The organism is Flavobacterium stagni (assembly GCF_004122105.1).
GTDB lineage: Bacteria > Bacteroidota > Bacteroidia > Flavobacteriales > Flavobacteriaceae > Flavobacterium > Flavobacterium stagni.
The window spans coordinates 343,832-369,470 of record NZ_SBKN01000001.1; the positions used below are offsets into that span (position 1 = coordinate 343,832).

16 protein-coding genes are annotated in these 25,639 nt (G+C 40.1%); 13 read left to right on the forward strand and 3 right to left on the reverse strand.

What is annotated here, in order from left to right:
- The first annotated feature begins 57 nt into the window (after nucleotides 1-57).
- The 6 genes from EQG61_RS01530 (at nucleotide 58) to EQG61_RS01555 (ending at nucleotide 9,137) form a co-directional block, all read left to right on the forward strand.
- Complete coding sequence (locus tag EQG61_RS01530) at nucleotides 58-588, forward strand: hypothetical protein (RefSeq protein WP_129460110.1); 531 nt, start codon at nucleotides 58-60, stop codon at nucleotides 586-588.
- A 328-nt stretch (nucleotides 589-916) separates the two neighbouring features.
- On the forward strand, nucleotides 917-1,894 hold the full coding sequence (locus EQG61_RS01535) for a ribonucleotide-diphosphate reductase subunit beta (RefSeq protein ID WP_129460111.1): 978 nt from the start codon (nucleotides 917-919) through the stop codon (nucleotides 1,892-1,894).
- Between the two features lie 141 nt (nucleotides 1,895-2,035).
- A complete protein-coding gene (locus EQG61_RS01540; protein WP_129460112.1) occupies nucleotides 2,036-4,462 on the forward strand; it encodes a ribonucleoside-diphosphate reductase subunit alpha in 2,427 nt (808 codons plus the stop codon).
- A gap of 82 nt (nucleotides 4,463-4,544) precedes the next feature.
- Nucleotides 4,545-4,997, forward strand: a complete 453-nt coding sequence (locus EQG61_RS01545) for a GNAT family N-acetyltransferase (protein ID WP_129460113.1) — start codon at nucleotides 4,545-4,547, stop codon at nucleotides 4,995-4,997.
- Between the two features lie 28 nt (nucleotides 4,998-5,025).
- The gene (locus EQG61_RS01550) at nucleotides 5,026-6,357 is read left to right on the forward strand and encodes a deoxyguanosinetriphosphate triphosphohydrolase (RefSeq protein ID WP_129460677.1); all 1,332 of its coding nucleotides are present in this window, start codon (nucleotides 5,026-5,028) and stop codon (nucleotides 6,355-6,357) included.
- A gap of 86 nt (nucleotides 6,358-6,443) precedes the next feature.
- Nucleotides 6,444-9,137 carry a T9SS-dependent M36 family metallopeptidase gene (locus EQG61_RS01555; protein ID WP_129460114.1) on the forward strand — a complete coding sequence of 898 codons (2,694 nt, stop codon included), beginning with the start codon at nucleotides 6,444-6,446 and terminating at the stop codon, nucleotides 9,135-9,137.
- A gap of 151 nt (nucleotides 9,138-9,288) precedes the next feature.
- Here the strand turns inward: EQG61_RS01555 and EQG61_RS01560 are convergent, their stop codons facing one another.
- On the reverse strand, nucleotides 9,289-11,070 hold the full coding sequence (locus EQG61_RS01560) for a 1-deoxy-D-xylulose-5-phosphate synthase (RefSeq protein WP_129460115.1): 1,782 nt from the start codon (nucleotides 11,068-11,070) through the stop codon (nucleotides 9,289-9,291).
- A gap of 37 nt (nucleotides 11,071-11,107) precedes the next feature.
- Between EQG61_RS01560 and EQG61_RS01565 the strand changes: the two genes are divergently transcribed.
- The 3 genes from EQG61_RS01565 to pbpC all read left to right on the forward strand — a co-directional run bounded on the left by EQG61_RS01565 (nucleotide 11,108) and on the right by pbpC (nucleotide 19,792).
- Nucleotides 11,108-11,548 (forward strand): nucleoside deaminase, encoded by a 441-nt coding sequence (locus EQG61_RS01565; RefSeq protein WP_129460678.1) that lies wholly within the window; start codon nucleotides 11,108-11,110, stop codon nucleotides 11,546-11,548.
- Nucleotides 11,549-11,656: 108 nt separating this feature from the next.
- A complete protein-coding gene (locus EQG61_RS01570; RefSeq protein WP_129460116.1) occupies nucleotides 11,657-17,329 on the forward strand; it encodes an alpha-2-macroglobulin family protein in 5,673 nt (1,890 codons plus the stop codon).
- 168 nt (nucleotides 17,330-17,497) lie between these two features.
- The gene (gene pbpC, locus EQG61_RS01575; RefSeq protein ID WP_129460117.1) at nucleotides 17,498-19,792 is read left to right on the forward strand and encodes a penicillin-binding protein 1C; all 2,295 of its coding nucleotides are present in this window, start codon (nucleotides 17,498-17,500) and stop codon (nucleotides 19,790-19,792) included.
- 90 nt (nucleotides 19,793-19,882) lie between these two features.
- Here the strand turns inward: pbpC and EQG61_RS01580 are convergent, their stop codons facing one another.
- Both EQG61_RS01580 and EQG61_RS01585 read right to left on the reverse strand, forming a co-directional pair.
- Nucleotides 19,883-21,433 (reverse strand): Rne/Rng family ribonuclease, encoded by a 1,551-nt coding sequence (locus tag EQG61_RS01580; RefSeq protein ID WP_129460118.1) that lies wholly within the window; start codon nucleotides 21,431-21,433, stop codon nucleotides 19,883-19,885.
- 354 nt (nucleotides 21,434-21,787) lie between these two features.
- Nucleotides 21,788-22,081 (reverse strand): HU family DNA-binding protein, encoded by a 294-nt coding sequence (locus EQG61_RS01585; protein WP_129460119.1) that lies wholly within the window; start codon nucleotides 22,079-22,081, stop codon nucleotides 21,788-21,790.
- 133 nt (nucleotides 22,082-22,214) lie between these two features.
- Here EQG61_RS01585 and mutY point away from each other — a divergent pair, with 133 nt between their 5' ends.
- The 4 genes from mutY to gldD are packed head-to-tail and all read left to right on the forward strand — an operon-like array spanning nucleotide 22,215 to nucleotide 25,606.
- Nucleotides 22,215-23,252 (forward strand): A/G-specific adenine glycosylase, encoded by a 1,038-nt coding sequence (gene mutY, locus EQG61_RS01590; RefSeq protein ID WP_129460120.1) that lies wholly within the window; start codon nucleotides 22,215-22,217, stop codon nucleotides 23,250-23,252.
- A 38-nt stretch (nucleotides 23,253-23,290) separates the two neighbouring features.
- The gene (locus EQG61_RS01595) at nucleotides 23,291-23,722 is read left to right on the forward strand and encodes a single-stranded DNA-binding protein (RefSeq protein WP_129460121.1); all 432 of its coding nucleotides are present in this window, start codon (nucleotides 23,291-23,293) and stop codon (nucleotides 23,720-23,722) included.
- 26 nt (nucleotides 23,723-23,748) lie between these two features.
- A complete protein-coding gene (locus tag EQG61_RS01600; protein WP_129460122.1) occupies nucleotides 23,749-25,050 on the forward strand; it encodes a gliding motility-associated protein GldE in 1,302 nt (433 codons plus the stop codon).
- Nucleotides 25,040-25,606, forward strand: coding sequence for a gliding motility lipoprotein GldD (gene gldD, locus EQG61_RS01605; RefSeq protein ID WP_129460123.1), 567 nt, complete (start codon nucleotides 25,040-25,042; stop codon nucleotides 25,604-25,606). The genes EQG61_RS01600 and gldD overlap by 11 nt, the downstream gene beginning before the upstream one ends.
- The last annotated feature ends 33 nt before the right edge of the window (nucleotides 25,607-25,639 follow it).

Below are 25,639 nucleotides of genomic sequence, written 5' to 3' on the forward strand. Positions count from 1 at the left end.
TACTTTTGAAAAAGAAGAATTTGTATCTTTAATTGTCAAATCAAATTTTAGAACCTTATGAAAAAAGTAATTGCACTCGCAGTAGCCTTTGTATTTTCTACCGGACTTTTTGCACAAGAAGCCAAAGAGAAAGTAAAAAAAGCCAAAAAAGAAACCGAGAAAGTTGTCGCTGAAAAGAAGGAAAAGTCCAAGAAAGAAGGTGAAAAACTGAAAAAAGACGGCACGCCCGACAAACGTTTTAAGAATAACAAATCGGAGGAAAAAAAGCCTGCGCTTAAAAAAGACGGAACAGTAGACAAACGCTTTAAAGAAAATAAAGCTTCCGCAAAAGGAGACGTAAAATCGGATGCTGGAAAAGCCAAAGCGGAAGGAAACAAAGCCCGAGCCAAAGCCAAAAAATTATCCGCAGCCGAAGAAAAAGAAGACATCAAAGAATCGGCGTTATCCAAAGCCGCTGAGAAAAAAGTGAAAGACAAAGCCACGGGCACTTACAAAGGGAGAAAGGTCTATACCGGACCTCGTGGCGGCAAATATTACATCAATAAAAACGGGAATAAAACCTATATTGATGGAGAGCAAGAAGAATAAAATTAGTCCCTAAAAAATCAAAAACCGTTTCTGCTGTGATACGGTTTTTTATTTACAATTTCACAACATTCAGCGCCTTGAAAAATCCTACGAAAATTATTTACGCCTTTTCCGAAAACCCTTGATTTTTCAGCCTTTTAGCAAAAAATGCACTTCTATATCCTTGTTTTTCAACAGGTTACAAAATTGTTAAAATTAGGAATTTTCGTACACGTTGTTAAAAACTAAAGCCGATTGTGGATAAGTTTGACTTTCATTTTTGACGGTATTTAATCAAATTTGTAACAGTCAGAACAACGTTAACGAAATCATAAAAAATAACACACTTATGTCATTTGTAGAACCCATTCTTCAGGATAATAAAGACCGATTTGTAATCTTCCCAATCAAACACCATGATATTTGGGAATGGTATAAAAAACAAGAGGCTTGTATTTGGACTGCAGAAGAAATCGATTTACACCAAGATTTAAACGATTGGAATAATAAATTAACCGACGATGAGCGTTACTTTATTAAACACATCTTGGCGTTTTTCGCAGCATCTGACGGAATTGTAAACGAAAACTTGGCCGAAAACTTCGTGAGTGAAGTTCAATATCCAGAGGCAAAGTTTTTCTATGGTTTCCAATTAATGATGGAAAACATCCACAGTGAAACCTATTCGTTATTGATCGATACGTATGTAAAAGACGAAACTGAGAAAAACGAATTGTTTCATGCTATCGAAGTATTTCCAGCGATTAAAGAAAAAGCAGATTGGGCGTTGAAATGGGTGCAATCGCCTAACTTCAGCGAGCGACTAATTGCTTTTGCTGCTGTGGAAGGGATCTTTTTCTCAGGATCATTTTGCTCTATCTACTGGTTGAAAAAACGCGGTTTAATGCCGGGACTAACCTTCTCCAACGAATTAATTTCGCGTGACGAAGGAATGCACTGTGATTTTGCCGTTCACCTACACAACCACCATTTGGTGCATAAAGTTTCGAAAGAACGTATCACCGAAATATTAACCAATGCTTTGGACATTGAACGCAAATTCATCACCGAATCGCTTCCAGTAAGTTTGATTGGTATGAATTCCAAATTGATGACACAGTACCTTGAATTCGTAACCGACCGATTGTTGGTGGAATTAGGGTGTAACAAAGTGTTCAATGTGACCAATCCTTTTGATTTTATGGACATGATTTCGTTGCAAGGAAAAACTAACTTCTTCGAAAAACGCGTTTCTGAATACCAAAAGGCCGGAGTCATGAACAACGACTCTAACGCACAGAAAATCAGCTTCGACGCCGATTTTTAATTCGATCAAAATCATTCAAAATACAGCTCCGGGAGGAGTTCACATCCGATTCGGAAAAGGGGATTTATTGCCTTTTCCCATCAAAAATCAATTCGAGTTAGAGAAGGGATTGTCTAGCTCATAACCTAAAACCAAACAAATATGTACGTAGTAAAAAGAGACGGCCACAGAGAGCCCGTAATGTTTGACAAGATTACCGACCGTATCAAAAAATTGTGTTACGGATTAAACGAAATGGTAGACGCTGTAAAAGTGGCTATGCGTGTAATTGAAGGCTTATATGACGGAGTAACTACCTCTGAATTGGACAACCTTGCTGCAGAAACCGCTGCCGCCATGACCGTAACCCATCCGGATTATGCTTTATTGGCTGCGCGTATTGCGATTTCGAATTTACACAAGAACACGAAAAAATCGTTCTCCGAAACCATGAACGACATGTTCCACTATGTAAATCCGAGAACCAACCAAGAAGCACCTTTACTTTCTGATGAAGTGCACCAAGTAATCATGGAAAATGCAGAGTTCTTAGACTCTCACGTGATTTACAACCGTGACTTCAACTACGACTATTTCGGTTTTAAAACCTTAGAACGCTCGTACCTTCTCAAAATAAATGGTAAAATCGTAGAACGTCCGCAACACATGTTGATGCGTGTCGCTGTGGGTATTCACTTAAACGACTTGCAGTCGGTGATTGAAACTTACGATTTGATGTCGAAAAAATTCTTTACCCACGCCACACCTACCCTTTTCAACGCAGGTACACCAAAACCACAAATGTCATCGTGTTTCTTGTTAACAATGAAAGACGATAGTATCGATGGTATTTACGACACGTTAAAACAAACGGCGAAAATCTCGCAATCTGCTGGAGGTATCGGTTTATCTATTCACAATGTACGCGCGACAGGTTCGTACATCCGCGGAACAAACGGAACTTCGAATGGTATTGTACCGATGTTGCGTGTATTCAACGACACGGCACGTTATGTAGACCAAGGTGGTGGAAAACGCAAAGGAAGTTTTGCTATTTATATCGAACCTTGGCATGCGGATATCTTCGAATTCTTGGATTTGAAAAAGAATACCGGTAAAGAAGAAATGCGTGCGCGTGACTTGTTCTTTGCGATGTGGATTTCCGATTTGTTCATGCAACGTGTAGAAAACGACGCGGAATGGACTTTAATGTGTCCCAACGAATGTCCTGGATTATATGATACCTACGGAGAGAAATTCGACGAATTATATACTTCGTATGAATTGGCGGGTAAAGGTCGCAAAACGATCCGTGCGCGTGAATTATGGGAGAAAATCTTAGAATCACAAATCGAAACGGGAACGCCGTACATGTTGTACAAAGATGCTGCTAACCGTAAATCGAACCAGAAAAACTTAGGAACGATTCGTTCATCCAACTTGTGTACTGAAATCTTGGAATACACTTCGGAAGATGAAATTGCAGTATGTAACTTGGCTTCGATTTCGTTACCGATGTTTGTGGAAGATGGCAAATTCAACCACGAATTGTTGTACAATGTGACCAAACGCGTAACCCGCAACTTGAACAAAGTAATTGACCGTAATTATTATCCCGTTCCCGAAGCAGAGAACTCCAATATGCGTCACCGTCCCGTTGGATTGGGTGTGCAAGGATTGGCGGATGCATTCATCATGATGCGATTACCGTTCACCAGTGACGAAGCCAAACAATTAAACCAAGACATCTTCGAAACGATTTACTTCGCTGCCGTTACCGCTTCGATGGAAATGGCCAAAGAAGAAGGTCCGTATTCAACATTTGAAGGTTCGCCCATCTCACAAGGAGAATTCCAATACAACCTTTGGGGCTTACAAGACAGCGATTTATCGGGTCGTTGGGATTGGACGTCGTTACGCAAAGAAGTAATGGAACACGGAGTGCGCAACTCGTTATTGTTGGCACCAATGCCTACAGCTTCTACGTCACAAATCCTTGGAAACAATGAAGCATTTGAACCATATACTTCGAATATCTACACGCGTCGTGTGTTGTCAGGTGAATTCATCGTGGTAAACAAACACTTGTTGGAAGACTTGGTAAAACGCGGTTTGTGGAACGAAAACTTGAAACAAGAAATCATGCGTCATAACGGTTCGATCCAAAACATCGACATCATCCCGCAAGATTTGAAAGACTTATACAAAACCGTTTGGGAAATGTCCATGAAAGACATCATTGACATGTCACGTCACCGCGGGTATTTCATTGACCAATCGCAATCGTTGAACTTGTTCATGCAGGATGCCACTTATGCAAAACTGACTTCGATGCACTTTTATGCATGGAAAAGCGGCTTGAAAACGGGTATGTATTATTTACGTACAAAATCGGCAGTAGATGCCATCAAGTTCACTTTGAATAACGAGAAAAAAGAAGAACCGACAGCAGCTATTCAACAACCCGAACCCCAAGCGGTAGAAGTGATCGCACCAGAATCAGGAGAAATGACCGCTGAAGAATTCCGATTGATGGTAGAACGCGCCCGCAACGCTGGTCCAGAGGACTGTGAAATGTGTGGATCGTAATCCAATTTAGAATTTAGAATTCAAAATTTAGAATTATAACAACAGCTGTCAGTAATGATGGCTGTTCTTTTTTACCAAAAGTATGTTACACTTACTCCGCACCCATTCCGAGCATCCCGATTTTGAATTGTTGGTTAAACCACTCAATACCTATCTCGCTATTTTAGACGGTGAAGACCATGCCTTTTATGCACAGTTTAATCAGTCGGCTTTATTGAAAAATACACTGGTTGCCTATTGGAACGAGCAACCTGTGGGTATAGGCGCGTACAAAGCTTATGATGAAACTACAGCCGAAATCAAACGCATGTATGTGGATCCTGAATTTCGCGGCAAAGGCATTGCCAAAGCGATTTTACAAGAATTAGAACGTTGGGCATGGGAAGACGGATTTACATCTGCTATTTTAGAAACGGGTCACCAACAAATAGAAGCGATTCAGTTGTACCATAAAACGGGCTATGAACGTATAGAAAATTACGGGCAATATGCGGGCGTTGCCAACAGTTTATGTTTTCAAAAGTCATTAAAATAAGTACATTTGTAAAAAGCACTACCACATGATGACATGGGAACAATTACTCTCCTTGAAACGTCAAGGCGACACCGGAAAACGCTTACGCATCGAGCAAGACGACACCCGTTTGGGATTTGAAGTCGATTACGACCGTATTATTTTCTCGGCGCCTTTTCGCAGTTTGCAAGACAAAACCCAAGTGATTCCGCTGTCCAAAACCGATTTTGTGCATACGCGCTTAACGCACAGTTTGGAAGTTTCCGTGGTAGGCCGGTCGATTGGTCGATTGGTCGGAAAAAAAATCATTGAAAAATACCCGCATTTGAAGGAAATTCACGGCTATCAACCCAATGATTTTGGAGCAATTGTGGCAGCCGCTTCGTTGGCACACGACATCGGGAATCCACCGTTTGGTCATTCGGGTGAAAAAGCCATAGGCGAATATTTTTCACGCGGCAACGGACAACAATTTAAAGAGCAATTGAGTCCGAAACAGTGGCAAGACTTGGTTGATTTTGAAGGCAATGCAAACGGATTTTCGGTATTGACGAGTTCGCGCCCCGGCATTGAAGGCAGTTTACGTTTGTCTTATGCAACCTTGGGTGCTTTTATGAAATACCCGAAAGAAAGTTTGCCTAAAAAACCTTCAACCAATATTTCCGATAAAAAATTTGGTTTCTTCCAAACCGACAAAGCCTTTTTCCAAGAAGTGGCTGAAGAATTGGGATTGATCAAAATCAACACGGGTGACGATTTGCGTTATTTACGTCATCCCCTCGCCTTTTTAGTTGAAGCCGCTGACGATATTTGTTACACCATCATTGACTTTGAAGACGGCATCAATTTGGGATTAGTTTCAGAAGATTTTGCCTTAGAATATTTAATCAAATTGGTCAAAGACACCATAGACGCCAATAAATACCAAGCCTTAACTACCAAAGAAGATCGCATCAGTTATTTACGTGCTTTGGCGATTGGCAACCTCATCAATGATGCGGTAAAAGTGTTTTTAGAAAATGAAGAAGCCATTTTAAAAGGTGAATTCCATCATGCCTTAACCGACAAAAGCAAATACAAAGCCCAAATGAATGACATCATTAAATTGAGTGTCAAAAATATTTATCAGAGTCGGGAAGTAATTGAAAAAGAATTGAAAGGCTACCAAATTATCAATTCCCTTTTGGATAAATTCATTACGGCATACAATAATCAATTTGAAGGAAAAACCTCCAATTACGATCAATTACTGTTAAAAGTATTACCTGAAAAACATCGATTGGAAAAAGAAACGTTATACGAGCGTTTGATGCACATCTGCCATTTTGTTTCCTTACTTACCGATGGCAATGCATTATTGTATAACGAAATGTTGGGTTAACAATTCCTAAATTTCTGATAGACAACGGGGTGTCGCTTGTTTTTATGAAAAGTTAGTGCTAGCTTTGAGGCAATTAACCAAAAACAATGAAACGATTACTCTTTTTAGCATTCAGCCTTGGGATGAGTGCATTAGCTCAAGATATTCCCAACAAGGCGATTCAAGAAGCTTTGAATACAAAGCAAGCGGAACTCAAATTAACCGCTTCCGATGTTACTAATTGGAAGGTTGTGAGCGAAACCTACTCAGAATCGACGGGTATTCACAATTATTTTGTTTGCCAAACCTACAATGGTTTGCCTTTGTTTGATTCTGTGAATTCTATTTGGGTGAAAGAAGGTAAAGTAATCCAAATTGGCGACCGATTTGTGGTCAATTATTCATCAAAAATTAAAAATTCCTCCAAAAATTTAAGTGCTGCGGATGCGTTGTCTCAAACCTTTGCGGCCCTTGGTTACCATCAAAGTACCGAACTCATTTCCAAAAAAGAAAATGGGGTGTTCCAACTTAAAAATGGAAATTTAGCGGATGATCCTGTACGTGCCGAATTAGGCTATGTCGAAAAAGAAGGACAATATATTTTAGTTTGGCGTTTTGAATTTTACAGTCCGGATTTCAAAAATCTTTGGCATATTGATACCGATGCCAGTTCGGGAATTATTGTATCCAAACGAGATTTGACGGTTAATTGCAATTTCGATCATCCCCACACTACATCTGCTATCGTAGAACAACCTTTCTTTTTTGAAAATTCAGTTCAAAAAGTAGCGGCTCCTTTACAGGTTATGGCCGGCAATTATCGTGTAATTCCCTTTAATTTTGAAAGTCCGAATCACTCTCCTTTTCAACTCCTAACTGGCATAGAAGACCCAACTGCTTCACCAAAAGCATGGCATGACACCAATGATTTAAGTGCAAATTTGACCGCAAACAAGTTTACATACACACGTGGAAACAATGTTTGGGCAAGAGCAGACTATACAAATACAAATCCGACCACTGCTTCAACAACATCTACTGCAAACGGGTATGCCCCTGATGGAGGGAGTTCATTAACTTTCGACTTTCCTTATGGGGGAAATTCGGTTCAGGCATCAACTTATATAAATGCGGCTGTCACTAATCTATTCTATATGAATAATATTTTGCACGATTTATGGCATAAATATGGATTTAATGAACAGGGCGGTAATTTCCAACAAAATAATTATGGCCGAGGTGGCTCAGGAGCTGATTTTGTTTGGGCCGATGCGCAAGATGGATCAAAATCAACAACACCAACTTACAATAATGCTAATTTCTCGACACCAACCGATGGTTCCAAACCACGTATGCAGATGTATTTATGGAAAGTAGCCCCAGTAATTTATCCAATTACCATTCAAAGTCCGGCTTCAATTGCAGGCAACTATCGTGCAGTTCAAAATACATTTAGTCCGGGATTTGTTAGTTTACCGCAGGCTCCCAACTCTATTCAAGCTGATTTGGTCTTGTACCAAGACAATACAGGAGTTTCAAATGAAGGATGCGTTGCGCCAACAAATGGTGCGGCAATGAATGGGAAAATTGTAGTGATACGCCGCGGTAATTGTAATTTCACAGTGAAAGTAAAAAACGCACAAACGCGTGGTGCATTGGCCGTAATTATTGTTAATAATGTAATTAATCCAGAATATATCACCATGAGTGGTGCCGACAGTACTATTACAATTCCAGCAATTTCTGTCAATCAACCCGACGGAGATTTGCTAATAAACGAAATGTCATCTGGAACAGTAAATGCCAAACTTCAGTTAAATGCAGCTCCTTTTGTCAATACAGACGGCGATTTTGATAATGGTATTATTGCTCACGAATACGGACATGGTATCTCCAATCGATTAACTGGCGGACCTAGCTTAAGTAATTGTTTGACCAATGAAGAACAAATGGGAGAAGGTTGGTCAGATTGGTTTGCATTGATGCTTCAAATGAAACCAGGTGATGAAGGTACAACGCCAAAAGGAATTGGAACTTTTGCGGTTAGCCAAGCAACAACAGATGGTGGTATCCGAAATTTCCCTTACACCACCGATATGAGTATCAATCCACAAACTTTTGCTACGGTCAATAATAATTATTATGATTCCGATGGCGATGGTATCGTTGATTCACCCGAGTCGCATAATATTGGGGAAGTTTGGTGTACCATGCTTTGGGATTTAACTTGGGCTTATGTGGCAAAATATGGCTATGATGACAATAAATACACAGGGACAGGCGGAAACAATAAAGTAATGCGATTGATAATAGATGCCCTCAAATTACAACCCTGTAACCCTACTTTTGTAGAAGCCCGTAATGCGATTATTGCTGCCGATCAAGCTACGACTGGAGGGGCTGATTATTGTATGATTTGGGAAGTTTTTGCACGAAGAGGATTAGGCCTTAATGCAAATTCGGGTAACCGTGATGATTCTACCGATCAAGTGGAAGATTTTACTCAACCCATACCAGGTCCAAACTGTACGGCTTTAGGAACTTCAGCATTTGCCAATACAATTACTTATCATATATTCCCGAATCCCACACAAAATGAAGTGCATTTACAAATTCCAAACTACACTTCTACAATTAGTGTTCGGGTTTTGGATATTCATGGTCGCATAGTCTATCAAAACACAAAAGCAACGGATAACAATGATATCCTCATTCCGATGCAATCCTTGGAAAGCGGTTTGTATATCCTACAAGCAACCGGAGAAAATTTAATGATTACCGAAAAAATTATCAAAAACTAAATTGAAAACGGACCTCAAAAGGGTTCGTTTTTTTTTGGAGCATCCTATTTAGATTATCAATCATGTACCGTCCGGCTTTCCGCTATAGTCCCTCTTGCATCGGGAGTTGCCGCTTCAACTTGCCTACCGGCAGGCAGGTCCGGGCTAGAATTCACGCCAATTGCTCTAAAAGCGTCCTTAAAAACTGCTGAATGGCCATTGGGGATATACCACATAGTTCCTGCAATTGTGCGATGGTACCATGCTCAATAAATTGATCGGGAATACCCAATCGATGAACAGGAAGTTGATAATCGTGCGTCGTAATAAATTCGGCGACAGCACTGCCCAATCCGCCTTCAATCGTTGCATCTTCTAAAGTGATCACAAACCGATGCTGCTTACAAATAGTATGTAAAAGTGCTTCATCTAGCGGCTTTACACATCCAAAATGATACAAACTCACCTTTTCATTTAAATCAAAATCAGCCAAAGCGGCAAGCGCATTATTTCCAATAAAACCCGTTGAAATTATCGCAATATCCGAACCTTGATGCAGTACCTTTCCTTTTTTATAGTCTATTTTTTGAAAAGGTATTTCCCAATCCAATCCAACGCCACGACCCCGTGGATACCGAATCGCAATCGGATTTTCCAATCCTAAAGAAGCGGTATACAACAGTTGGCGCAACTCTACTTCATCCAGAGGCGCAACAATTTCCATATTGGGCACACAGCGTAAATAGGCCAAATCAAAAACTCCGTGATGCGTAGCGCCGTCTTCACCTACCAAACCCGCACGATCCAAACAGAAAATCACGGGTAATTTCTGTAAAGCAACATCATGAATTACTTGGTCGTAGGCTCTTTGTAAAAAGGTCGAATAAATGTTGCAAAACACCACCATTCCTTGAGTTGCCATACCCGCAGCCAATGTCACTGCATGCTGCTCGGCAATCCCCACATCAAATGCACGTTCAGGAAAGGCTTCCATCATGTATTTCATCGAACTCCCCGACGGCATCGCTGGAGTGATTCCGATTATTTTAGGATTTTGTTGTGCCAATTCTACTAAGGTATGTCCGAAAACATCTTGAAATTTGGTGGGCAAATGGGACTCTTCTTTGGTAATGAGTTCGCCTGTCGCTGCATCAAATTTCCCTGGTGCATGGTACTTGACTTGATCTTGCTCGGCTTGCAACAAGCCTTTGCCTTTGGTAGTGATGACGTGTAAAAATTTTGGCCCTTTCACCTTTTGCAATCGTTGCAATTCTTTGATTAAAATAGGGAGATCATGACCGTCAATCGGACCCGAATACGCAAAGTTCAACGACTTAATCATGTTGTTTTGCTTCGGATTTTTACCTTCTTTTACCGCAGTCAAATAGGTTTTTAGCGCCCCTACACTCGGGTCAATTCCGATCGCATTATCATTTAAAATCACCAAAATATCGGCCTCGGTGACACCTGCATGATTCAATCCTTCAAACGCCATGCCGCTGGCAATCGAGGCATCGCCAATCACTGCAATATGAGACCGTTGCTCGCCTTTCAGTTGGGAAGCAAGCGCCATACCTAAAGCCGCAGAAATCGATGTGGACGAATGACCCACACCAAAGGTATCATAAACACTTTCGGAACGTTTTGGGAAACCCGAAATTCCGCCTTTTTGCCGATTCGTTTCAAATTGATCCCGGCGACCTGTCAAAATTTTATGGCCGTAGGCTTGGTGCCCAACATCCCAAACCAACAAATCATCCGGTGTATTGAAAACGTAATGCAAGGCGATGGTCAATTCGACAACGCCCAAACTCGCTCCCAAATGGCCCTCTTTTACCGCAACCACATTAATGATTTTATCCCGCAATTCCTGAGCAACTTGCTCCAATTGCGCGATATCGAGTTGCCGTAAATCGGACGGAGATTGAATTTGTGCGAGTAAATGTTGGCTCATGAGTCAAAGGTACAAATTGAATTCCTATTTTTGTTTTATGGAACCCATTTTCACCGACGAATACTTTATGAAAAAAGCCTTGGCGGAGGCTGAAATCGCTTTTGAAAAAGGTGAAATTCCGGTTGGCGCGATTATTGTTGTAGAAAATCGGGTCATTGCCCGAAGTCATAATCTCACCGAAATGTTGAACGACGTTACCGCACATGCCGAAATGCAAGCCATCACCGCAGCCGCCAATTTTATTGGAGGGAAATACCTCAAAGGCTGTACGTTGTATGTCACCTTAGAGCCTTGTCAAATGTGCGCCGGCGCCTTGTATTGGAGTCAGATTACCAAAATTGTGTTTGGTGCACGTGATGAACAACGCGGTTTTATGACTTTAGGCACTCAATTGCATCCCAAAACCGAAGTCGTTTCGGGAATAATGGCCGATGAATGTGCCCAATTGATGAAAGATTTTTTTAAAAAAAGAAGATAACTGTATATGCCTAATTCTTTGTACATTTCCTACTACTAACACCTTCGTTCTTATACAATTAGTCAAACCACCACTAAATTCTTAAACACTTTTATACCGCCAACTTTTATGAAAACCCAAAAGTTCTTGTATGTGCTGATCGCCTTTTTGGCGTTGGCCTCTTGTGGCAAAAAATCGGCTGCCGATTTTGACTCTGACCCTACTCTTTTTAAAGAGTACATTGCTGGTTTTACCTCTGGTTTTATTCCTGCAAAATCCGACATTCGGGTGCAACTTGCTTTCCAAAAAAAGGATTGGAATCCCGAGCAAGAATTGGATGATGATTTATTTTCCATTTCACCCAGTGTGGATGGGAAAGTGAAAATGTTATCTTCCAACACAATTGCCTTTATTCCGGATGAACCTTTGGAACAAAACACTTTGTATCAAGTAACTTTGAATTTGGAAAAATTAACCACTGTAGCGGATGAAAAACTACAGGCTTTTAATTTTTCATTCAAAACCATTAAGCAAGATTTTATTGTTCAAACCCAGGATTTACAGTCGTACAACAAGAACTATTATTACCAATACGGGACGATTCGCACCGCAGATGAAATGGATATTGCGTTGGCACAAAAAATTCTTACGGCGACCCAAAACGGTAATGATTTAAAAGTAAAAATCGACAAGGAAATGAGTTCGCCTACCGAATTCAAATTCCTTATTGACAGCATTCAACGCTTTGACGATGAAAGTACGATCACCTTAAAATGGGATGGTGACGAAGCCGATGTCGAAGACCAAGAAGGTTTTGTGGAAATTAAAATTCCAGGGAAAAACCAATTTAAAGTGGTGCATATTACATCGGGGGATGAAAACAACCAATCGATACTTATCAATTTCTCGGATCCGTTGAAAAAAGACCAAAACTTTGCCGGCTTGGTCAACATACAAAACACCGACAACTTGAAATTTAGTACGATGGGCAATGTACTCAAAGTCTATTTCGACAATGTCGGTCCCACCACCAATACCCAAAAAACAGTACAAAACGAAGTGGTTGCCACCGAGGAAGTGGCGGTAGATACCGTTGCAGTGGCAGCTGACTCAACAGCTACTTATATCAATACTTCCGACGAGGTTTCCGATTATGAAGAAGAGGAAGAGCCCAAAATGATTTCGGCCAATAAATTAGTTGAAATTTTTGCCGGAATTGAAAGCAGTGACGGCTTCAAACTCAAAGAAACCTATTCCGAAACATTGATTTTTGACCCGATTAAACCGGGAGTAAAATTGGTGAAAAGCGGAAGTATTCTTCCTAGTTCGAACAATTTAAAAGTAAATTTTGAAGCGGCCAGTTTGAATGCCGTGGATGTAAAAATCTATAAAATTTACAAGAACAATATTCTTCAGTTTTTGCAAGACAACGAACTCAATGGCACGCAAAACTTGCGACGTGTGAGTCAGCCCATCGCGAAAACCACCTTGCAACTCAAGCAAAACAATCTTTATAATTACAACAAATGGAATACCTATGCATTGGATATTTCCAAGATAATCGAACCCGAACCTGGGGCGATTTATCGTGTTGAGTTTTCGTTCCGTAAAAAATATGCTTTGTACAAATGTGACGGTACTTCTGAGGAATCTTCTAATGAAGATGAGGAAGAAGAAAATGAAGACGATGTGAATTACAGTGGCGGTGGTGGCTATTACTACTATTATGAAGAAGATTACGATTGGCAATCCAGTCAAGACCCGTGTTCTAACTATTACTATTACAACACCAAACGCGGGACAAATATTCTTGCAACAGATTTGGGAGTAATTGTAAAACGCGGCAATAATAAATCGGTGACGGTTGCGGTAAGTAATATTGTGACAACCGACCCTGAATCGGGGGCGAAAGTAGAATTATTCAACTACCAACAACAAAAATTAGCCGAAACCTCCACAGATGGCGACGGTATGGCGACTTTTGAATTGACGAAAATGGCCTACTTCGCGGTAGTTTCCAAAGGTGATCAAAGTACGTATGTAAAGTTGGATGACGAACTTTCATTGTCGGTAAGTAATTTTGATGTTTCAGGGGAAAGTTTGCAAAAAGGCTTGAAAGGCTACATTTATGGGGAACGCGGCGTTTGGCGTCCCGGAGATAAGGTGTTTTTGTCTTTTATTTTAAATGACAACAACAATAAACTTCCAGAAAACCATCCGATTAAGTTGCGCTTTAATGATCCCAAAGGAAAAACGGTATATCAAACGGTCCAAATCAAAAACGAGTTGAATCATTATGCCTTTACGATTCCTACAGAAGCCGATGCGCCTACGGGGAATTGGGAAGCGCGCATTAGTGTGGGTGGTGCTCATTTTTACAAAAGCATTAAAATTGAAACCATTAAACCTAATCGTTTAAAAATTAAAAATAGTTTTAATGGCAAAATGCTATCTGCGGGTGAGAAAAACACCAATACCGTTCAAGTGACTTGGTTACATGGTGCAGTGGCTAAAAATTTAAAAACCGAAGTACAAGCCAAATTCTCGCAACAAGTTACCAGTTTTAAAGGGTATTCGAACTATATTTTTGACGATCCTTCTCGTAAATTTTCCACCGAAGAAATCAATATTTTTTCAGGAAAAGTCAACGAAAATGGGCAAGTTTCGATTCCGATTAACCCGACCATACAAGGACAAGCTCCGGGTATGCTTCGCGCGGCTTTCATCACCAAAGTTTACGAACAAGGCGGTGATGTGAGTACCGATGTCGCGGCTGTTAATTATTCTCCCTACAAAACCTATGTCGGCATAAAAGCACCCGATCCAAATAAATACGGTTTAATCGAAACAGACAAAAACAACCGTTACGAAATCATTTCGGTAAATGAAAACGGAAATCCCGTTGCGGTGAAAAACTTGGAAGTTCGCGTCTACCGTTTGGAATCCCGTTGGTGGTGGGATGCTTCCAACGAAGATTTATCCAATTACAATACGGCAAATGTGACCACTTCGTATAAGTTATTCCGCATTAATACCGATGCTTCTGGCCGTGGTCAAGTTGTATTTTCTGTACCTGGCGATGATTGGGGACGTTATTTAGTGCGTGTTATCGATCCAACCAGTGGCCATGCTTCTGGTACGACTGTATTTTTAGATTATCCCTATTGGTCGTCGCGTTCACGCAATGTTGATGGCGATGGTGCTACTGTTTTACGTTTTAATACCGATAAAAAAGAATACGCGGTGGGTGAAACTGCAAAAGTGTTTTTACCATCTAGTGAAGGTGGTCGAGCTTTGATTTCGATAGAAAATGGTTCCAAAGTTTTAAAAACATTATGGGCTAAAACAAAATCGGGTGAAACTACAATTGATCTACCGATTACCGCCGACATGGCGCCGAATGTGTACATCAATGTCACCTTATTACAACCGCATGCCTCTACAAAAAACGACGCGCCGATCCGTATGTATGGTGTTGTTCCGATTGGGGTGACGGATAAATCGACGGTTTTACAACCCAAATTGGTGATGCCTGAAGTTTTAAAACCCGAGCAAACGGTTAACATTAAAGTCAGCGAACAGCAAGGCAAAGCCATGACCTATACCATTGCGATAGTCGATGAAGGTTTGTTGGATCTTACGCGTTTCCAAACGCCCAATGCTTGGGATGATTTTTACAAACGCGAGGCTTTGGGTGTACGCACTTGGGATATTTACAATGATGTGATTGGGGCCTATGGCGGTCGTGTAAATCAGGTTTTCAGTATAGGTGGAGACGCTGATGCAGGCGGTGGCAAATCGAAAAAAGCGAACCGTTTTAAACCGGTAGTTGTCTTCTTAGGTCCGTTTAAATTAGAAAAAGGCGCCGAAAAAACGCACCAAATCAAGTTGCCGAAATACATCGGTTCGGTGCGCACCATGGTGGTTGCGGCTAATGCTGAGAGTAATGCCTATGGAAGTGTGGAAAAAACGACGCCCGTTCGCAGTCCGTTGATGGTCTTGGCTTCGTTCCCAAGAAAAGTAACACCCTCGGAACAAGTGACCTTACCGGTGACGCTTTTCGCTATGGAAAATCAGGTGAAAAATGTTACGGTACAAGTGAAAACCAGTGGCGGTATTGTGATAGCAGGAAAAGCAACACAATCGGTAACTTTTGCGCGTCCCGATGAAAAAATGGCCTTTTTTAATTTAAAAATTGCCAATGTCACAGGTGTTGGAAAAGTACAAGTGATTGCTACTTCGGGTAAAGAACGCTCCGTTTACGAAATTGAAGTCGATATTTTTAACCCGAATCCGGTAACTACGACTTATACCGATGTCGTTTTGAATCCGAATTCGAGTAAATCTGTCAACTGGAAAACCTTCGGAATTGCGGGAAGTAATAAAGCGGTGGTCGAAATTTCATCCATGCCTACTGTTGATTTTGGCCGTCGATTGGATTATCTCATTCTGTACCCACACGGTTGTGTGGAGCAAACAACCTCATCGGTATTCCCACAATTGTATTTGATGGATATCATGGATGTGGACACGAGTCGCAAAAATCGAATACAACGCAACGTCGCTGCGGGAATCCAACGATTATCAAAATTCCAAACCGCAAGTGGCGGGATGAGTTATTGGCCCGGTAATAATTATGCTGACGATTGGGGAAGCAGTTATGCCGGACATTTCTTGCTAGAAGCCGAGAAAAAAGGATATGCTTTGCCGCCAACATTCAAAGCAAAATGGATTGCCTACCAACAAAGGGCTGCCAAACAGTGGCGCATTGAAAGTCATAATGATATGGCACAAGCGTATCGTTTATATACTTTGGCTTTGGCTGGGAATCCTGATTTGGCGTCGATGAACCGTTTGCGAGAGACCCGCGACATCTCCAATGAAGCCAAATTACGCTTAGCGGCCACTTTTGCTTTATTGAAACAAAATAATGCGGGTATGGCTTTACTTTCCCGAGCAAAAATCGATGAAGAGTATACAGATGAGAACTATTACGACTATTACTACGGTTCGCGTGAACGCAATCGTGCCATGGCGTTGGAAACGTTAATCTTATTGGGACAAAAAACACAAGCCTTCCAATTGGCAACAAAATTGGCCAAAAATATGGCTTCTGACGAATGGATGAGTACGCAAACTTCAGCCTACTGTTTGTATGCGATGTCGAAATTTGCGCAATCGAATGGCGGAAAAGGGATGAATGTGAATGTGATTCAAAAGGGGAAATCGGAGACAATCAATTCGGCTAAATCGCTTTCGCAACGTACCTTAGTGGTCCAAAACGGTTCAAATAATGTGACTTTGAAAAACAATTTGAAGAACACATTGTTCGTTCGGGTTTACAATAGTGGCATTCTACCGGTTGGGAAAGAAAAACCAATGGAGAACAACGTGAAAGCTTCGTTGGTATTCAAAGATCGCAAAGGGAACAAAATTGATGTGAGTAAAATCACGCAAGGTACTGAGTTTATTGCGGTAGTGACTCTTACGAATTTGAAGAATGATTATGTAGAAAACATTGCATTGACACAAATCATTCCGTCTGGATTTGAAATTGTAAACACCCGTTACACGGATTACGGCAATGCCACTGAGAATACGGTGGATTATATGGATATTCGCGATGACCGTGCTAACTATTATTTTGGTCTAAAAGGCGGTGAAACCCGAACTTTTAAATTATTATTGAACGCTTCATATTTGGGGAAATACTATTTACCCGGATTACAATGTGAAGCGATGTACGACCATGAATTCATTGCCCGAACCAAAGGACAATGGGTGGAAGTGGTGAATGAATAAGCAATAAAATAAATTTAACCCAACAGATTATGGAAATCTGTTGGGTTGTTTTGTACTGTGAAAACAAAAACTAGTCAATTCTTCGATAGGTTAAAAAAAGGTGGACGTGTTGGCTATCAAAAAGTCAAAACTCGCATACTGAAACATCCCAAAAAATCTGCAGTCCTAATGATTGCTCTTTTGGTGTATTATTTCTCGTTGCCCCGCACTTTGTTTCAAGTCCCCTACGCCACCGTGATTGAAAGCTCGGATGGAGAGTTATTGGCTGCAAAAATTGCCACCGATGGACAATGGCGCTTTCCAGCGAAAGATAGTGTACCCGAAAAATTTAAAAAATGTATTGTCTATTATGAAGACGAACATTTTTATCAGCATTGGGGATTCAATCCGGTTGCGATGTACAAAGCAGTACAACAAAATCGGGCAGCAGGAAAAGTAGTCCGCGGTGGAAGTACCTTGACCCAGCAAGTCGTTCGCCTATCGCGGAATAATCAAGACCGCACCTATTGGGAGAAAATAAAAGAAATCGTTTTGGCTACGCGATTGGAGTTTCGTCACTCCAAGGATACGATTCTCGAACTCTATGCCGCGCATGCGCCTTTTGGGGGTAATGTGGTCGGATTGGAAATGGCTTCTTGGCGGTACTTTGGCGTGCAAGCGCACCAACTTTCGTGGGCAGAAAGTGCAACCTTAGCGGTTTTACCCAATGCGCCACGATTGATTTATCCTGGAAAAAATCAGGAAAAATTAATGAAAAAGCGCAATGCCTTATTATTAAAATTATACCAAAATAAAGAGATTGACCAACTCACTTACGATTTGGCACTGAAAGAACCGTTACCACAAAAACCCTATGATTTACCCCAATTGGCACCTCATTTATTAGAACGGGTGGTCAAAAAACATCCAGGAGAACGTATCAAGACAACCATTGAATTGCCGTTGCAAAATCGGGTGAATCAAATTGCGAGTTATTATTACAACCAGTATAAACAAAACGAAGTCCATAATCTGGCGGTGATTGTTATTGACGTACAAAACCGCAATATTGTGAGTTATGTGGGCAATGCACCTACGGATGTGCAACATGGCAAAGATGTTGACATTATTGGCGCTCCGCGAAGTACAGGAAGTATTTTAAAACCCTTGTTGTTTGCTTCGATGTTGGATGAGGGCGAACTCTTACCCAACACTTTAGTTGCAGATATTCCGACTCAAATTTCGGGATATGCCCCGCAAAATTTTAACCAAACCTTTGATGGTGCCGTTCCAGCACAACGCGCTTTATCGCGTTCGTTGAATATTCCGGCGGTTTTGATGTTGCAAGAACACGGCATTCCGAAGTTTTATGAAACCTTGCAAAAGCTAGGTCAAAAAAACATCAACAAACATCCTGACCATTATGGTTTATCCTTGATTTTGGGAGGTGCCGAGAGTAATTTATGGGATTTAACGAAGACGTATGCCTATTTGACGTCGACCTTAAATTATTACAACCGTACCAAAAAATACCGAACCAATGAATTTACTGACTTGAATTTCATTCATGGCTTTGAACAAGATTTCGGGTCTGATACTTATGACAAAACAATTTATGGAGCGGGTTCGATTTACCTCACCTACACAGCGATGAAAGAAGTCAACCGTCCAGAAGGCGATGAAGCTTGGAAGTTTTATGATTCAGCCTTACCGATTGCATGGAAAACGGGAACGAGTTTTGGTAATCGCGATGCATGGGCGATTGGAACCAATTCACGATATGTGGTGGGCGTTTGGGTAGGAAATGCTTCGGGAGAAGGCCGACCTGAATTGACAGGGGTAGACAGTGCAGCTCCCATTTTGTTTGATGTATTCAATACGCTACCTAAATCAGGTTGGTTTAAAGCACCTTTAAACGATTTGGAACAAGCTGAAATTTGTACCCAAAGCGGACATATTGCGCAAGATGATTGCCCGAAAACGAAGCAATGGATTCCGGTTAAAGGATTGAAAACCAGTGTTTGTCCCTATCATAAATTGGTGCATTTGGACCCAACCGAACAGTTTCGTGTAAATAGCAATTGTGTATCGGTAGACCAAATTGTAACCAAAAAATGGTTTGTATTGCCACCGGTTTGGGAATGGTATTATAAAAGTTTACATATTGATTACCATCCTCTACCCCCTTTCCGAGCGGATTGTGTGGGGGAAACACAAGTACAAATGGATTTTATTTATCCGCGGGCTACGAGTAAAATTTATTTGACGAAAAACTTTAACGGAGTGATTCAGCCTGTTGTATTTAAGGTGGCCCATTCCAATCGAGAGGCCAAATTGTATTGGTATGTAGATGACCGATTTTTGGGAACCACCCAAACCTTTCACGAAATGCAGATTACGGCCCAAACGGGTGTGCATCGTGTGACGGTAGTAGATGAAAAAGGCAATGAAATCAAACGTAAAGTTGAGTTGATTCGCGATTGATAGCATGATGCAGCCCGGACTTGCCTACCGGCAGGCAGGGCTGCCCAAAAACAAAAAAACCGCCCTTCACATTGAAAGGCGGTTTTTTCTTTATTCTTTAATCTCGTTTCCTTCTTCGTTAAAGAAACGGTATTCGAGGTACGTGTAAGCATCACGAGGTATGATTTTCACCCATTTTTTATGTTCGAAGAACCACTTCAAACGTAAAGATGGAAAACCTTTAGTAAGGTAGGCAGCCACAAACGGGTGTGCATTGAGCACAAGTTTGTTGTGGTTGTCTTTAATTCGTTCAACATCGGAAGCAATGCGGTCGATGAGCAGAATTGGTGCATCGACTTCACCGGTAGACCCTTGACTAGGATCATCTTCCTGAGTTTTAATGTTGACTTCGGGACGCACCCGTTGTCGAGTAATCTGCACGAGACCGAATTTACTCGGCGGCAGGATTTTGTGTTTGGCTTTATCGTCGCTCATTTCCTCTTTGAAATGATCGTAGAGGACTTTGCGATTTTCGGGATTTTGCATGTCGATAAAATCGATAACAATAATTCCGCCCATATCACGTAAGCGCAATTGACGTGCGATTTCAGTAGCGGCAATCATATTCACTTCGAGCGCAGTGGCCTCTTGGCTTGCGGCTTTGTTGGAACGATTTCCGCTATTTACATCAATCACGTGAAGTGCTTCCGTGTGTTCGATAATCAAATAAGCTCCTTTACTCATGGAAACGGTTTTCCCGAATGAGGTTTTGATTTGACGTTCGATATGGTACTTTTCAAAAAGCGGTACATCCACAGATTGATAAAGCTTCACAATTTTTTGTTTCTCCGGCGCTATTTCGGCTAAATAGTCCTTTGTTTGTTGGTACAACTCCTCATCATCTACAGTGATACCGGTGAAGGTATCGTTAAAAATATCCCGAAGCATGGAGGAAACTTTAGTCAATTCGCTCAATACTTTGGAGGGATGATGGGCCGTTGGTAATCTTTTACACATTGCAAACCATCTGTTCATCAGATTTTGCAAGTCTTTTTCGAGTTCGGCTGTTGATTTGCCTTCGGCTACTGTTCTCACAATAACACCAAATCCTTTCGGTTTGACAGCGGAAACTAGTTTTTTCAGACGGTCTTTTTCTTCGCGGGAATTGATTTTTTGAGAAACCGAAACCCGGTCGGAGAACGGCACTAACACCAAATAGCGTCCTGCGAATGATAGCTCAGAGCTAATGCGGGGACCTTTAGTGGAAATGGGTTCTTTGACCACTTGAACTAGAACCGATTGATTGGCGCTCAACACATCAGCGATGGCACCATTTTTATCAATCTCTTTTTCAAACGGAAAGTTTTTTAGGGAGAAATCTTTTATTTTACCTGTGCTTACAAGTTTAATGAATTTCAAATAGGAAGTAAGATTAGGTCCTAGGTCGTGATAATGCAAGAATGCATCTTTCTCGAATCCAACGTTTACGAAGGCAGCGTTGAGTCCAGGTACCGGTTTTCGGATTTTGGCGATAAAAATATCACCCACCAAAAACTGGCTACGATCTTCTTCTTCTTTGTGTAATTCAATGAGTTTTCCATCTTTTAATAAGGCAAAATCTACAGCATTTTCATCCTTTCGAATGATTAATTCTTTATTCATGTTGTAAATTTTTATCCCGGAACAGGTTGATTTAAAGACAAATCGACCAATTTTAGGATGGATTAAACATTTTTACAGGTAGTACCCGTAGGGAAAATTTCAAATGCTAAAATTCCATTTGAACCCACTAAAACGTAAAAAGTGAGCGCAAAATCTATTGAAATTCAGCGTTTTTTGAAATATATCCCGTAATTTCAAGGAACGTGTAAAAAGAAAAAAGTAGTTAAAAACTACTTTTTCTTTTTATGACGGTTTGCTCTCGCTCTTTTCTTACGTTTATGCGTCGCAACCTTATGTCTTTTTCTTTTTTTACCGCTTGGCATAGGTTAATTTGTTAGTGATTAATAAATATTTTTATACTGTAACTTCAGTTTTAGCTTTTACACCTTCTACAAATACTTTTGCAGGTTTAAATGCAGGAATATTATGAGCTGGAATTTTGATTGTTGTATTTTTTGAAATATTTCTTCCTGTTTTTTCAGCTCTTGTTTTGATGATGAAGCTACCGAATCCTCTTAGGTATACATTATCTCCGTTCTCCAATGAAGTTTTTACTTCTTCCATCAACGCTTCTACAGTAGATTGAACATCTCCTTTTTCAAGACCTAATTTCTCTGAAATCTTCGCTACGATATCTGCTTTCGTCATTTTCTTTCGTATTTAATAATTATGTGTAAATTTTTGAGAGTGCAAATATAGGAATTAAAAAAACAAATTTTCAAGTATAATCTATTAAAATTTAAATACATAAAGTTATACTTTTGTTAAACTCAGAATTGCTATGGATTTTACTAACTCCCTATTGCTTTGGTATTTAGAAAACCAACGCGATCTTCCTTGGCGTCAAACGCGCGATCCGTATCGCATTTGGCTGTCCGAAATTATGCTTCAACAAACGCGAGTTGCACAGGCAACGCCTTATTTTTTTCGCTTTTTAGAAGCGTTTCCAACGGTTACCGATATGGCAAACGCCCCTGAAGAAGCCATTTTAAAACAATGGCAAGGATTGGGTTATTACTCCCGAGCTCGTAACATGCATTTCACTGCCCAACAAATTGTAGCAGAGTACCAAGGGAATTTTCCAAATTCTTATAAAAAGTTATTACAATTAAAGGGAGTGGGCGAATATACAGCTGCTGCCATAGCTTCCATTGCTTTTAACGAACCCGTTGCTGTTGTCGACGGCAATGTATACCGTGTTTTATCGCGCTTTTTTGGTATTGAAACCGACATCACTTCTTCTAAAGCCAAAAAAGAATTTTCGGAATTAGCCAATACCTTATTGGATAAAAATCGTCCAGAGCAATTCAATCAAGCGTTAATGGAATTTGGTGCCATTCATTGTACACCCAAAAATCCGAAATGCGAAAGTTGTGTCTTTCAATCGGGTTGCATTGCTTTACGGGACAAAAAAACCACAGAATTACCTGTGAAATTGAAGAAGACTAAAGTGACCAACCGCTTTTTTCATTACTTAGTGTTTGAAGATCCAGAAGGAAAAACCTTACTGGAAAAGCGAACTGAAAAAGGGATTTGGCACAATTTATATCAGTATCCGCTTCTAGAAACAACAGAATCAAAACCTTATGAAGAAATTCTACGTAAAATAGAAATAGAACATGCTGAAAAATCGATATCTTCTATTAGGGTATTAGAGAATGATGCTGTTTTACACAAACTATCACATCAAAATTTGTATATTCGTTTTTACAAGATTAGTCTTAATAAATCATTAACTTCAGGTATAAAGGTCGAATCACTTGAAAATTACCCTTTTCCCATTGTTATTTATAATTTTATTAAGTCGAATTATTTATAAATTTGTATTTTTGCGTGATATAAACACGCCATATTATTATGAACGGGACACTTAACAAAGTTATGCTGATTGGTCATCTGGGGGATGATGTTAAAATGCACTATTTCGAAGGCGGTAATTGCATTGGTCGATTTCCATTGGCCACGAATGAAATTTACATTAACAAATCAACAAACGAAAAAATCACTTCAACGGAGTGGCACAATTTAGTTGTGCGCAACAAAGCCGCTGAAATTTGCGAACGCTTTTTAACCAAAGGCGATAAAATTTATGTAGAAGGTCGCATCAAATCGCGTCAATGGACGACGGAAGAAGGTGTAACCAAATACACAACAGAAATTCAGGTGACAGAATTTACCTTTCTAAATGTGAAAAAAGATTTAGAAAGTCGTTCTGTTCCAAATCATGAACCGCGAAATTCAGGTTACGAAACACCTAGTTCTCATGTTGAAAACGACATGCCTTACTAGATAGAAGTTCAACTAATCTTTTTCATTTGGAGCCAGACCCCGGTATACATTCGGTAGTAACATTCGATTCTGAGATGCTTTTGGGCAGTATCGGCATTTTAGTTCTGCTGTTTTGTTGTGCTATGGTCGCTGCTACTGAAGTAGCTTTTTTCTCCCTAACACAAAAAGATTTACAACAACTTTCAGAAAAGCAACCAGGCAAGTTTCAAATCATTTCCGATTTATTAGCAAAACCTAAAAAGTTGTTGGCGACCATTTTGATTGCCAACAACTTTTTACATATTGCTATTGTCATTCTTTTTTCAGTTTCTCTGGATCGTTTGTTTTCGACCATTGCTATACCTGCGGTAAAATTTATTGTCGAAGTAATCTTAGTCACCTTTTTAATTTTATTATTTGGTGAAGTTTTACCTAAAGTGTATGCGAGTCGGAACAACACAAAATTTGCCGTTTTCATTACATACCCACTCGTTTTTCTCAATAAATTACTTTCGCCAATAAGCTTGCCTTTACGATGGCTCACGCTTTTTATTCAAGAAAAATTAGGCAAAGAAAAAACCAACTTTTCAGTCGATCAGCTTTCGCAAGCGCTGGAACTTACTTCATCCGAAGACACTACACAAGAAGAACAAAAGTTATTAGAAGGCATTGTATCCTTTGGGAATACCGAAGCCAAACAAGTGATGAGTCCGCGCATTGATTTATTTGCGCTCGATATTAAAGAATCTTTTTCAGAAGTATTTCCTAAAATTGTGGACAAAGGGTACTCTCGAATTCCTGTTTACCAAGACAATATCGACCATATTGTTGGCGTTTTGTTTATCAAAGATTTAATTCCCTACATCAATAAGAAGGAGTTTGAATGGCAGAAGTTAATGCGCGAACCTTTTTTCGTTCCAGAAAATAAAAAGCTGGACGATTTATTAAAGGATTTCCAGGGCATGAAAAACCATTTGGCCATTGTAGTAGATGAATATGGAGGTACTTCGGGTTTAATTTCTTTGGAAGATGTTATTGAGGAAATTGTGGGCGACATTAGTGATGAGTTTGATGACGAAAACATTAATTACTCCCAAATTGACGAACGGAATTTTCTTTTTGAAGGAAAAATCAACTTAAAAGATTTATACCGTATCATTGATGTGGACGAAAATCTTTTTGAAGAACACAAAGGAGAAGCCGAAACCTTAGCGGGATTTTTGTTGGAATTACAAGGAAACTTCCCCAAAAAAGGACAAAAAATACATTTTGCCAACTGTCTATTCACCGTAGAAGTTGTCGACAAAAAAAGAATCAAACAAATTAAAGTCACACTCGATGCCGCTTAAACGCTTATATTTATTAGGATTTGCCGCTGTAATTTCCATTTTACTATCCAGTTGTAAAGACGACATCTTACCCAAGCCGCCGGGTCATTTACGGTTGGAATATCCATTAGCTACTTATACTAAATTTGAAAGTAATTGCCCTTTTGAATTTGCTGTAAATGCCCATGCTGTAATCAAAGAAAAGGGTTCGTGTGGCTATACTATTACTTATCCCAAAATGAAAGCTACCTTGTTTTTAACCTACAAACCGGTTCAAGGCAACTTAGAACAATTGTTACGAGATACGCAAAAACTTACGTATAAGCATGTCATTAAAGCGGATAACATTTTAGAACAACCTTTTTACAACCCAAAACATAAAGTCTACGGCATGTTTTATCGAGTGGGAGGTAATGCGGCTACTAACGCACAATTTTATGTAACCGACAGCACACGACATTTCTTAAGTGGGTCGATGTATTTTTATGCGAAACCCAATTTTGATTCTATTATGCCTGCCGCTGATTATATCAAAAACGACATGCAAAATCTAATGGAAACCATTCAATGGAAATAAAAAAAGGGCCTTTAAAAAAGCCCTTTATATTTT

Coding starts and splice junctions, on each gene's coding strand:
- EQG61_RS01530 (WP_129460110.1), top strand. CDS start 58: ATGAAAAAAGTAATTGCACTCGCAGTAGCCTTTGTATTTTCTACCGGA.
- EQG61_RS01535 (WP_129460111.1), top strand. CDS start 917: ATGTCATTTGTAGAACCCATTCTTCAGGATAATAAAGACCGATTTGTA.
- EQG61_RS01540 (WP_129460112.1), top strand. CDS start 2,036: ATGTACGTAGTAAAAAGAGACGGCCACAGAGAGCCCGTAATGTTTGAC.
- EQG61_RS01545 (WP_129460113.1), top strand. CDS start 4,545: ATGTTACACTTACTCCGCACCCATTCCGAGCATCCCGATTTTGAATTG.
- EQG61_RS01550 (WP_129460677.1), top strand. CDS start 5,026: ATGACATGGGAACAATTACTCTCCTTGAAACGTCAAGGCGACACCGGA.
- EQG61_RS01555 (WP_129460114.1), top strand. CDS start 6,444: ATGAAACGATTACTCTTTTTAGCATTCAGCCTTGGGATGAGTGCATTA.
- EQG61_RS01560 (WP_129460115.1), bottom strand. CDS start 11,070: ATGAGCCAACATTTACTCGCACAAATTCAATCTCCGTCCGATTTACGG.
- EQG61_RS01565 (WP_129460678.1), top strand. CDS start 11,108: ATGGAACCCATTTTCACCGACGAATACTTTATGAAAAAAGCCTTGGCG.
- EQG61_RS01570 (WP_129460116.1), top strand. CDS start 11,657: ATGAAAACCCAAAAGTTCTTGTATGTGCTGATCGCCTTTTTGGCGTTG.
- pbpC (WP_129460117.1), top strand. CDS start 17,498: ATGATTGCTCTTTTGGTGTATTATTTCTCGTTGCCCCGCACTTTGTTT.
- EQG61_RS01580 (WP_129460118.1), bottom strand. CDS start 21,433: ATGAATAAAGAATTAATCATTCGAAAGGATGAAAATGCTGTAGATTTT.
- EQG61_RS01585 (WP_129460119.1), bottom strand. CDS start 22,081: ATGACGAAAGCAGATATCGTAGCGAAGATTTCAGAGAAATTAGGTCTT.
- mutY (WP_129460120.1), top strand. CDS start 22,215: ATGGATTTTACTAACTCCCTATTGCTTTGGTATTTAGAAAACCAACGC.
- EQG61_RS01595 (WP_129460121.1), top strand. CDS start 23,291: ATGAACGGGACACTTAACAAAGTTATGCTGATTGGTCATCTGGGGGAT.
- gldD (WP_129460123.1), top strand. CDS start 25,040: ATGCCGCTTAAACGCTTATATTTATTAGGATTTGCCGCTGTAATTTCC.